Genomic DNA, 11,799 nt, shown 5'->3' with positions numbered 1-11,799 from the left:
TCCTCCTTATTTTTCATTGTGTTTCAATTTTCCAAATATCATGCGTACTTCTTCACGCACCAGTTCATCCCCTAAGATTAAAAGCATAATGCCATAGGTTACTACTCCAATGATAATCATCAGTAACATATAAATCAAATAACTGCTGAAAGTTACCTTCTGAAACAGCACATATGCAATGACCATCGGAACGGATGCGATGACATATTTCCAGACACCCTGCATCATTCCCTTAAACGGTATCATCTTATGTCCTAAGATAATGCAGATTAACATTACCATTGCCTCTGCCAATACGGTAGCAATTGCTGCTCCATCGTAGCTTAATACCGGAATCAGCAGGTAGTTAATGATAAGGTTACTGATTGCACCACCCAAGGTTGCCCAGAAAATAATCTTCTCTTTCTTCTTTGGCATAAATATCTGATATGCAATAAAGCCGTTAATCGGCGAGAAGAACAAATTGATGGCAAGAATTCTCGATGTTGTAACACTCGGGAAAAACTCGCTGTAATTCTTACCGGATATCAGATGAATGACTTCCGGCGAAATCAAAAGCATACCCACCATACATGGTACAATTAACATCATCATAAAACGGAATGCCTGTTTTAACAGCCGGTCAAAGTTATCCTTCTGGTCATTTTCAAGATAATATGCCATCCGGGGCATGATAACCGTACTCAGAGATTTAATCAGCGTACACAAAACCTGATTCATCTTCGATGCCGTTGTATAGATTCCCGCATCCTTATCTCCCTTCATCCATCCCAACATTGTAATATCGGAATTGAGATAAATAACAGATGCAATCGAAACGCCAAACATATATACCATCGGTTTCATATGAACCTTGATATCAGCCCAATGGACTCTTGTTTCAAATAAATGGATGTAATGTCTGCTGTGAATAAAATTCAGCACACCGGAGCCAACGGTAGATACCGCAGTCAATACCACATACCATGCCACATCACCTTCATTCCGCACCAGCACAAATAGCATTACAAGTGCTACCACCTGGAAAATAACGGAACGAATCGTAATATATTCATACTCTTCCAACAGTTCATAAAGCCATTCCATACCAAGGGTGGTAAATAGAATCGTAGAACTGCTGATTAACAGCAGCATTTCATAGCCGTCAAACTTCGGCAGGAACAACGCACCTGCAAATCCGATATAGGCAAGCACCGTAAATACCAGATTGATGAAAAACATTTCCGAAGCAAATTTATTTAATTTTGCTTTATCATCACGGATTTTTGCGCCCTCTGTAATGGCATAATTATTGACACCAAAGGATGCTATCAGCTGAAAATAGCTGACAATGGATGCTACATAGGCAGCCCGTCCTACTCCGGCAGAATTCAGTACCCGCGTTGCATACGGATAGGTAATCAGCGGGAATAATATCGTCATCAAAACCCGAATCAGATTCATTATAAAGTTAAATTTGATTGATTTTACTTCTTTCACAATATGTCCTCGCTGTTACTTCTGCATTACCTCTAAATGTTCCAAGAGAATTCCAAGTGATTTAATCTGATTCTCCAGATTAAAGATTTCTTTTTTACGCTCGGTCTTATAAATATAATCCGTAGAGATATCCTCAAGATGAAGAATTCTTACCTCCGGACAGTATACCATCGGTATTCCCGCTTCTTTACATCTTAAATATAAAAGTTCTTCTTCCCGGAACATAAAGGTATCCGGCACGAATGCATCTTTATATTTTGTAAGATAAATCGGCGAGAAAATCAGACAGCAGCCATGCAGTACCAGCTCATCCTGATATTCCAAGGAGCCTTCTGTGCAGTCTTCATGTTTCTTTAATTCCGGCATGACATGAATCTTTCCAAGGAAGATGCGAAGTAGCAGCTTTGCTCTGTCCCAAAGATTCCAAAGCGGATAAATGGAAGAGGTAATGTGTTTTAATCTCGTCTCATATACATGGCGTTCTTTTTTCAAACCCTCAATGGATGCAATTTCATAATACATGGCATTTTCCCTGCCATCCTTTAATTCAATATGCGGTCCCATTACTGCAAACTGATGGGCTTCATAGGCTGCCTCCACCAGCTGTGCAAAGTTATCCTGCAATAAAATCACATCATTATTCATCACACAGATAAAATCACAGTGCAGCTCTTCTCTTGCATATACATAGCCAAGATTGTTGCCTTTGGCAAAGCCGAGATTTTCCTTACTCAAAAGAACACTTACATGCTCTGTGTCTTTATAGCACTCTGCTAAATCTTTGCCGGTTCCGTTGCCGGATGCATTATCTACTACCACAATTTCATAATCGGCCTGTGCCATTTTCTCCTGAATTGCCGCAATACACTTCTTCGTCATATCAAGAGTGCAATAATGCAATACCACAAAGCCAAATTTTTTCTTCTCACTCATCTTTGATTCCATCCATTCCAGATATCCTAATTGTGTAATAATAAACTGTCAATGAACAGCCATTTTACATGGCATACAAAATACCAAAGCATTGCCTTCCGGTATAATTTTAATGCCTTTTTATCAGACATCTTTCCGGTCTTGCAATATTCTAACCACGCCTCGGATACTGTAAGTCCGTCTTTTTTTATCTTTTCCTCATAGAAAGCCACCTTTTCTCCGGCTGGCTGTTCCTTACATTTATGCATGAAACTCATATCTGCCCGGTGACGTACGAGACTGTAGCGGATAAATTCCGGTGCAATCTTCTGCTCCAAGTCATAGTCCATCAAATTTCTAAGATAGTTGATAAACCGGGAATTTCCCGTCCAGATGCCGTCTCCGGTCTGACGATAGCTCGCCATAATATCCGGCATATAATATACATCCCCATGCTTGATAAAACAGAACGTAATGGTATTATCATTAAAATAATCTGCTACCACATCCATCGGAATATCCTTGATATAGGCACTTCGCATCAGAATAGAATCCGGATGGAAATAGAAACGTCCCCAATAGGTTTTTCCCTTTAATTTCATCGTATGATTGCAGTTTAAAAATGGTGTATTTTCTTTCGTCTTCTCATCATAGGCATAGACATTGTGGGCACAGACTGCATATTTTGCATTTTCCGGCTGATCCATAACCTCTACCTGCTTCTGCAGTTTATGGTCATCGATATAGAAATCATCCCCATCGAGATAAGCAAAATACTCTCCCTTTACATACTGCAAAAGATTCAGACGGTTTCTTGATGCCCGCTGGCTGCTGTTGTATTTCACACCAGGTTCCCGGTCCATCACATAAATTTCCATTCTTTCCGGATATTTCTGCTTCCATTTCTGTAATTTTGCCATGGTGCCATCGGTAGAACCATCGTCACCAATCAGCACCTCAAAATCAAAATCACATTTCTGGTCAAAGACACTCTGCAATGCCTCATCCACATAATCTTCCTGATTATAAAAAGTCACAAGGACGCTTACTTTCATACTATCCTCCAGTGCCTACAATGTAATTGAGTAGGTCAGGTTATTACAATAGGAACTTCCGAAGTCTTCTTTACTGGTAATCAGTCCCATATTCAGATAATTACCCAAATCTTCGGTTGCTGTTCCCCAGGAAATCCGTTTATAGCCACGATTCTTCATTTCCACAATCATGGAATAATACATAAAGGTCATCGGGCTTAATTTATTAAACGCCTGTCTTGCAGCAAGATACTGTGTATGGGCACAGCCTACTTTATCGAAATAAAACATCATGGAGCCAGCTAACATTTCATCCTCTTTGAAGATGCCAAAGAAGCCGCATTCCTCCGGGAAACGGTCATTCTTGAAATCTAAAAGCTCTGCTAAAGTATGTACCGGTTTGGTATCATACTTGGAAAGGTTCTCACAGAGAATATCATAGAATTCTTTAATCTCATCATCTGTCGTCAGCGGTCTGCATTCCAGACCTTCCTTCTCACAGTTGTGTACATTGGTACGTTTTCCCTGTGCAAAGTTAGATAGAATTGCCTCTTTATAGGTAGCATAGTTTACATAAGTGCTCAGTTCCTTATGCTCCGTATAGCCTGCATGCTGGAATGCATACTGGAATAAATCACTTTCTACTTCTGAGAAAATATCGGAAGTCATCTTAAGATAAGCCTCGTTATAGCCCTGCTCCTTAAGATAATCTTTTAATTCTTCTACTAATACCACTACATGTTTGGCATTGTGATGCTTCTTGTCGATAATGATACCGCCAAATGTGGTTCCTTTGTGGGAGAAAAATACCTTTTTTCCATCCTGCTCCAATTCACATGCCGGAATCAGGGCTGCGATATTATTTTTTTCATTATATACTACCAGAGATACATCTTTAAATCTGCCTGCCGGATGATAATTGAAGAACCGGCGGCTCTGTAAAAAGGTTCCATTTATGGATTTTTCTGCGATAAATTTATCCCACTGTTCCTCTAAACTGTCCTCATATTTTTCAAATCGAAACATAGTCTCTCCTCTTCTATTTGAATGCATTGATTGCATCAATGACATATCCGGTTTCTTCCTCTGTCATTCCATAATACATCGGAATGCTAAGCTCTGTTGCAGAAATCTCTTCTGCCAGTGGAAGCTCTCCCTTTTTGATGCCAAGGCTTTCATATGCGCCCTGCAGATGCATTGGAATCGGATAATGTTTATTGGTTCCAATTCCCTTTTCATTTAAGAACTTCTCTAATTCATCCCTGCGTGCACAGCGGATTGCAAAGATGTGGAATACATGCTTCGTATCCGGCATTATAGTTGGCAGAGCGATTTCCGGATTCTTAATTCCGGCAAGATATTTCTCTGCTGTCTCAATACGGTTTGCATTCCAGCGGTCTAAGTTCTTTAATTTAATTCTTAAGAAAGCTGCCTGCATCTCATCCAGTCTGGAGTTATTTCCCTGATAGATATGATGATATTTATAATCAGAACCGTAGTTGCCAAGGGCACGTACTTTATCTGCCAGCTCTTTATCATTGGTTACAAAAGCTCCGGCATCTCCTAATGCACCTAAGTTCTTGCCCGGATAAAAGCTGAATCCGGCTCCGTCTCCAAGACTTCCCACATGTTTTCCCTTATAGAGTGCGCCATGTGCCTGTGCAGAATCTTCGATTACTTTCAGATTGTGACGTTTTGCAATCTCCATGATTTCATCCATTGGTGCCGGCTGTCCATAAAGATGTACTGCCATAATTGCTTTGGTCTTATCACTAATCTTCTCTTCGATTCTTGCCGGGTCAATGTCAAAGGACTCTAAAGTCGGCTCTACAAATACCGGAGTTGCACCTGTATAAGAAACTGCCAGTGCAGTTGCAATAAAGGTATTGGATGGAACAATGACTTCATCGCCTGTTCCGATTCCATATGCTTTCAGTGGAAGGAACAGTGCATCCAGTCCGTTACCTACACCGACACAGTATTTCACGCCACAATATGCGGCATACTCTTCTTCAAACTTTGCTAATTCTTCTCCCTGGATAAACCAGTTTTTTGCTAAAACCTGCTGAAATTTTCCGGTAAGTTCGTCCTTGATTTCATCATGCATTTTCTCAAATGACACAAATGGTATTTTCATGACAATTCTCCTTTACTTATCCTTATTTTCCTCTTTTACAAATGCAAGAAATTTATCGTAATCCCTGATATAATCATTTTCATCATAATATTCTGATGCCAGTACCATCAGCACTGCATCCTCAGAGAAATCATACATTTCCCGCCACATATTATTTGCAATATATAAGCCTTCATATGGCTTGTCCAATAAGACCTCTGCCGTCTCACTGCCGTTATCCAGATGAATCTTACAGGTTCCATGAATCGGAATCAGAATCTGTTCTAAACACCGGTGTGCATGATAGCCTCTTCGTACACCATCTACGGTATCATACATATAGTAAACACGCTTAATTTCAAATGGAATATCACGCATCTCTTCCAATGCTACCAGCTGACCGCGTTCATCCCCATGCTGCTGAAATCTGTACTTAATCACTTCCATGGACATTCTCCTTCTTCCACATTGCTGTGCTTCACTTTCTATTGTAATTCTTTTCTTACTCTTACTCTGCTTTTTCTTTGCCGAATTCCGGATTATCCAAAAATCCCTTCTGCTTATGCGCCGGCTGGTATGCGCCTTTTCGCACCTGCAGCATATGGCTTACAAGATAACGGATGGCATCCGGATTGCGGAACAGCCGTAACAAAGTACGAAGATAAAGGTTTCTGATTTTATATAATCCCAATACCTTTTTCTGCTTCTTCACATATGGATTATCGCTGTACTGCTCCTGAATCATGGCATAGAAACGGTCTACATCCTGTGCAAGAAGCTCCGAGAAGCTGCTTTTCTTCTTAGTGGATACTCCGGTATCGGCTTCATACCATACCAGATAATCCGGGAAGAAATGCATCGGTCTGCCATCTAAGCCTGCCATCATCTGAAAAATATCTTCTGCATAAATGACCGTTCCCTCTATCTTCTTAAGATAAGTCATATAATAATCTACGGTATAACAGGTACATGCACCGGAAGCATTGTCCCGATACAGCACCAGATTCTTTACAATCTTATCCTCATTCCAGTTCTTATATGGAGATAAATCAAAGGGATGCGGAAATTCCACATAATCTACACCGCCATCTTCCCTGCGGCAATAGCCCCTCATCAGCCCAAAACAGGACTCATACTGATTCTCTTCCATAAAGTCATACACCTGCTGCAGGGTATGTTCATTATAGAATGCATCCCCCGGTCCAAAATCCCGGACATATTTACCCTTTGCTTTTGCCAGACCATCTATGAGGTTCTTTACTGTTCCCTGATTCTTCTCATGAGGAATAAGGGTATAATTTGCAAACTGGTGTGCCGTAAAATATGCTTCTATCTTATCAAAACAGTTTTCTTCTGAACCATCATCTGAGACTACGATTTCATAATCCTTAAAGGTCTGTGCCATGACAGAATCCAGTGTAACTAATAATTTCTTCCAGTCCGGATGATAGGTTACGATTAAAACAGTAAATTTCATCGTTGCTCCTTCTTGTTAACTTATACAGTTTACTATGTTTTCTTAAAATTTGCAACTTATAGCCTTCCGATGAGGAATACCAGACGCACAAATATCTCATCTACGACTTTCTGTCTTAACTTCTTCGGATAAAAAACCTTGCGCAGTGCAATCAGCGGATGAAAACCATCCCTGGTAAAAAGTGCCAGTGCCTTCTGATTTTCCGGGGTCAGTTTTTCATTGTAAAGTTCACTGTATTCCTTAATCTGCTCATGAATATGATGGAAATAGTGATTCAAGAAAAAACGTTTAAAACGCCAGATCTGGAACTTAATAAAGCTGTCCCCACCATCACTGACATTATTATTGTGTCTGCGGTATTTTACCGTCGGACGCTCATCATAGATTACTTCGCCCATTCCAGCACAGACCATATACATCCACCAGTCATGTCCGGTAGATTTCTCCGGCATCTGCTCTGTTACCATGTCCTTTGCTTTGCGGTTAAATACACTGTTAAAGCCAAGAGACACACAATCCACCAATGAATTCACAAAAGAAATATTCGGCGTCTTCCCATCCCGGTGCGCCATGAAATTTAAATCTCCGTCATAGAAATCATAATTGGAAAAATACAATACCGGCACATCTTCCCTTGCATGTTCTAATTTTTCCACTGCCATCTTAATCTTGTCTTCAAACCAGACATCATCCTGGTCACTGAAAGCATAATAATCTGCTTCGCCGCCATTTGCAATGAGCCATTCAAAGCTTTTTACGAAGCCCACATTCTCTCCTGCTTCCAAATGAAGCAGTCCTTTTTCTTCATATTCCCTTACAATTGCAAGGGTTCCATCTTTAGAGCCGTCATCCCGGACATAAAGTTCCACATTGGGATAGGACTGATTTAAAATACTGTCAATCTGCGCCTTAATATACTTTTCTCCGTTATAAGCAGCCAATAATACATTTACTTTTTTACTCATACAATTCCTTTCTTGCCACAAAACCTATCCCGGTATCATATATTCTCTCTAACGAATCAAAATAAGCCTGTTCATCCGCATAAATCTGGCTGTCCTTTAATACCAGAATATAGTTGGCACCGGATTCATTCAGGTGATTAAAATAATCCGTATGATCCGGGTCACTTTGTCCCCAGCCATAATACCGCTGGTCTGAAATTGCCTGATACCATAAATCATCTTCCCAGTATCCTGCCATCGGGACAATTTCCTCGCCCTTACAAATCAATTCATTATATACCCAGTGGTAAAGTTCTTCCTTTTCTTTGGAATATCCCGGCATTCCAAATGATACATAATTATAACGCAAAATATCATTAAAATCTTCTGCCTTGTAAGTAGAAATCATCAATTCACTATGCATGGCAATTTTCTCTTCTATTTTACCAAGATACATTCCTGTCAGGAACACCCACATCAGAAAGCTTCCAGTTATCAGGACTTTTGCCTGTTTCTCTGCATAGACAACTGCATAGTAGACCAGCACCAGTGCAATCAGCCACAGCAGGAAATGAATCTTGTAAAAATAATAGGTAGATGCTTGTCCATTTACTGTCTTCAGGAAAAGATATAAAGCAAACAGAAGCGTATATGGTGCCAAAAACAATACCAGATTATTTTCTTTCTTCCTGCACATTCCATAGAATCCAAAGAGCATCAATGGAATAAACAGCACAAAGTTTGAAAACAAATCCCGGTAGCAGGCCCCCTCATTTACCAGTGCGGAAGATACGGTTACTCCATTGGTAAAAATGCCTGCATATGTATAATAAAAACCTACCATACATGGGAACAGGAATACCGTCAGACAGATTGCCACGGTATCTTTGGATACCAGTTTCTTTGCTTTAAACTGTTTTACAAAAATGCAGGTGATCAAAGCAAAGAAGGTAACCGGCATAAACATGACGTAACATTCAAAAATGGCAAGACAGCCTAACATCAGGCATACAATATTCTGCCATTTTGGCATATCATCCTTTAAGTAAACATCTGTTAAAATGATAATCATTCCGATAACCGTTACACCCATGCCAAGGTAAACAAAGCCGTAGAGCATGGCGCACAGCGGATAACCAATCATATAGATAAAGGACAGGGCATAAGCTGCCACTCTGCCAAACCGGTCTTTGCTTAACCTTCTTGCAATTCCATAGAAGATAAATGCCGACATCATCAGCTGTATCAGTTCGCTCAAGACAAAGAAACGATAGAAATAGTCCACCGGTGCAAATGGAGCTAAGAATTCGAAAAGCAGTCCGTTTAACACCGTCTCATAAAACATACTGGTTACGGTTCCGGTCTCTACTAAATCCATAGCTGCCCGGAAATGATTTGCCGGATCAATGGTCAGGAAATTAATATTAAAAGCCATTCCGCCATATCTTACCTTGGCAAATATTGCAATAATTGCCACTGCGGTTACAAGAAATGCTGCATCTGCTATGGCAAACTCATACCTCTGCCATTTCTTTTTCTTTACGATAAAGAACCAGAGCAATCCGCCGGTAAGCAAATCAATGATTCCCATTGAAATAATATTAACCGGAATATGAATCACATTCAGTATTGCTGCCCAGAAAGTGTGATAGCAGTTCATCAGAATCAACAGCAATACCATCCATGTCATTCCTGCCTGCTTCCGCTCTGACTTATAGCTAAAGAATGCACCACTTAAAAGTGCCAGCACTGCTATTCCATAAAAAATTGTAGTTCCAAAGTTCCATCCCATCGTATGTTATCTCCCTTTTCCTTAAGTCTTCCTTTGTTTTTCTTTGTTCCAACTTTTCTTTATTCTAGCTTTTCTTTATTCTAACTTCCTTTAGTAACAGGTGTTCACCAGCATAAATACTGCATATAAAAGCATGATGCCCATGAATCCGGAACATTTTACCGTAAAATGTCTGATGTCCTGTTTCACCCGGTCACTTCCCAGTGCCAGAAACGGAAGTATCAGCATCAGAATAAAATATCTACCCTGAATACCATTGATGACAGAAGAACCTACCGGATTGGCAATGCCATCCCCGATATAAAGTCCCATCATAATTGCTGCAAAAGTGATTATAAAAGCAAGCAGCATAATAATCCGGTGTCGTATCTTAATCCGTCCTCTTACTTCCTGACCGTCTAATAGACCAACACCCAAAAGGAAACATGGTCCAAATACCAAAAACAGTGTCAGTGGATAATTCATACTGCCTAAAATATTTAACTGCATCAGATATGCATTGATATTTATCAACAAGGTAGAAATGATAACCTTTACTGCCGCAGCCGGATACATCTTTAAATACTGCATCTGTGTCATGGTGTCTGCACCGCCGCTGGCACCTGCCTGCAAGCCGCTGATTCCGGAGGATACCCGCAGCATAACATAGCCACCTAAGATGACGAACGGAAGTAATGCGATTATAAAGGATTTCCAGTAATCTTTTCTGCTGTTAAACTTATCTTTCGGTATCATAAACACCAAAAGGCCAAGACACGCATAGACATATTTACTTAAGAACATCATCAATAATAAAAGTCCAAGCACCAGTGTTTTCTTCCAGTTCAGTTTCACTTTTTCATCAAAAGCATAGTAACAGCACAGTGCTACAAATAAGAAGCCCACACCATTTAATACTGCATCCTGGGAAAGAGAGGATGCCTGATAAATGCTTAAAGGCATCACTGCAAACATTGCCATAAGATTCTTATAAAACGGCATAAACCGCACCGCTGCATATGCCAGTCCCATATATGCCAGCAAATTGAAGATACGTCCCATCAATATTACACCATAAATACTGAAATTGAACGTCCTTCCAAGGAAGATTCCAAGCCCCTGTGGCCAGTATACTACGGAAGTCACACTGTCATAATAAGTCATCTTTATCTTATTTTTAGAAAACTTATGGCTCTTTAAATATTCCATATAGGCAGTTCCTTCACTGCCATTTGGTGTCAACTGTCGATAAGCAATTTCCTGCACATTTTCCGGCACATAAATCACACCATCCTCATGTGTGAGATTAGCAAAGGAACCAAGTATATTTCCATAGGACACGTCCATGCTCCGGTAGAAATGGGAAGGTCCGTCACATTCCTGAAATGCCGGATTGATTACTGCCATGCTAAGTCCCATCACAAAAACCAGTATCAGTACCATATTTTCCGGCTTTGCCCATTTTACCGGCATTACAAAGATTCCGATTACCACTGCCATTCCCAGTGCAAACAGAACAAAAAATGTCTTATTGAGTCCACCACCATAGACTACCGACATACGAAGTCTTGCAGCCGTTGCCTCTTCATTAACAAGAAGCGTCTGCTCATAATCTCCGGCCAAGGCACAATAATATACCTCCGATGCCCTGGTCTCCTCTTCTAACGTCAGATATACACTTCGTGTTCCCTCTACCCCATCTAAGGTCAGTTCCATGCTTACCACTTCTTCTGTTCCGGTAGACTTTGGCACATTACATTTTACTGCACTTAATACCTCATCCGTCTCTGCATCCCTAAGCATTGCCTGAATCGTAACGTCCTCTCCGGAATCATTCGTCATAAGCAACGCGATATTCTGCATATTACCGGAAATTGTGAAATACTGTGACACCACTGCATCTTCAGCAGCAATATTTTCCTCTTCCCCACTCATATCATTATAATTATCCTGATTAGAGTTATAGAATATGCTCCGATGCTTTACCAGCAACAACAGCATGACAATAAGAACTACTCCCGCCACGATATATTTCGGTGGTATCTTCTTTAACTTTTCCTTCATTT

General features: G+C 40.4%; 10 protein-coding genes. All 10 read right to left on the bottom strand.

Features of this window, described 5'->3' with window-relative positions; translation table 11 throughout:
* Nucleotides 1-6: 6 nt before the first annotated feature.
* Nucleotides 7-1,479, bottom strand: a complete 1,473-nt coding sequence (locus DWW33_RS06370) for a flippase (protein ID WP_022244448.1) — start codon at nucleotides 1,477-1,479, stop codon at nucleotides 7-9.
* 15 nt (nucleotides 1,480-1,494) lie between these two features.
* Nucleotides 1,495-2,412, bottom strand: coding sequence for a glycosyltransferase family 2 protein (locus tag DWW33_RS06365; protein ID WP_158561572.1), 918 nt, complete (start codon nucleotides 2,410-2,412; stop codon nucleotides 1,495-1,497).
* 26 nt (nucleotides 2,413-2,438) lie between these two features.
* Nucleotides 2,439-3,446 (bottom strand): glycosyltransferase family 2 protein, encoded by a 1,008-nt coding sequence (locus DWW33_RS06360; protein ID WP_118639096.1) that lies wholly within the window; start codon nucleotides 3,444-3,446, stop codon nucleotides 2,439-2,441.
* 15 nt (nucleotides 3,447-3,461) lie between these two features.
* Complete coding sequence (locus DWW33_RS06355) at nucleotides 3,462-4,451, bottom strand: GNAT family N-acetyltransferase (protein ID WP_118088229.1); 990 nt, start codon at nucleotides 4,449-4,451, stop codon at nucleotides 3,462-3,464.
* Nucleotides 4,452-4,464: 13 nt separating this feature from the next.
* A complete protein-coding gene (locus tag DWW33_RS06350) occupies nucleotides 4,465-5,562 on the bottom strand; it encodes a DegT/DnrJ/EryC1/StrS family aminotransferase (RefSeq protein WP_118639095.1) in 1,098 nt (365 codons plus the stop codon).
* 12 nt (nucleotides 5,563-5,574) lie between these two features.
* A complete protein-coding gene (locus DWW33_RS06345) occupies nucleotides 5,575-5,988 on the bottom strand; it encodes a sugar 3,4-ketoisomerase (RefSeq protein ID WP_022244453.1) in 414 nt (137 codons plus the stop codon).
* A gap of 61 nt (nucleotides 5,989-6,049) precedes the next feature.
* Nucleotides 6,050-7,018 (bottom strand): glycosyltransferase family 2 protein, encoded by a 969-nt coding sequence (locus DWW33_RS06340; RefSeq protein ID WP_118639094.1) that lies wholly within the window; start codon nucleotides 7,016-7,018, stop codon nucleotides 6,050-6,052.
* Nucleotides 7,019-7,074: 56 nt separating this feature from the next.
* Complete coding sequence (locus DWW33_RS06335) at nucleotides 7,075-7,983, bottom strand: glycosyltransferase family 2 protein (protein ID WP_117840482.1); 909 nt, start codon at nucleotides 7,981-7,983, stop codon at nucleotides 7,075-7,077.
* Nucleotides 7,976-9,754 carry a hypothetical protein gene (locus DWW33_RS06330; RefSeq protein ID WP_118639093.1) on the bottom strand — a complete coding sequence of 593 codons (1,779 nt, stop codon included), beginning with the start codon at nucleotides 9,752-9,754 and terminating at the stop codon, nucleotides 7,976-7,978. The genes DWW33_RS06335 and DWW33_RS06330 overlap by 8 nt, the downstream gene beginning before the upstream one ends.
* A gap of 90 nt (nucleotides 9,755-9,844) precedes the next feature.
* Nucleotides 9,845-11,797, bottom strand: coding sequence for a DUF2142 domain-containing protein (locus tag DWW33_RS06325; protein WP_118639092.1), 1,953 nt, complete (start codon nucleotides 11,795-11,797; stop codon nucleotides 9,845-9,847).
* Between the last annotated feature and the right edge of the window lie 2 nt (nucleotides 11,798-11,799).

The sequence above is a fragment of the Roseburia sp. AF15-21 genome (assembly GCF_003479505.1).
Classification (GTDB): Bacteria; Bacillota; Clostridia; order Lachnospirales; family Lachnospiraceae; genus Roseburia_C; species Roseburia_C amylophila.
This window is presented reverse-complemented; position numbering and strand designations above follow the sequence as displayed.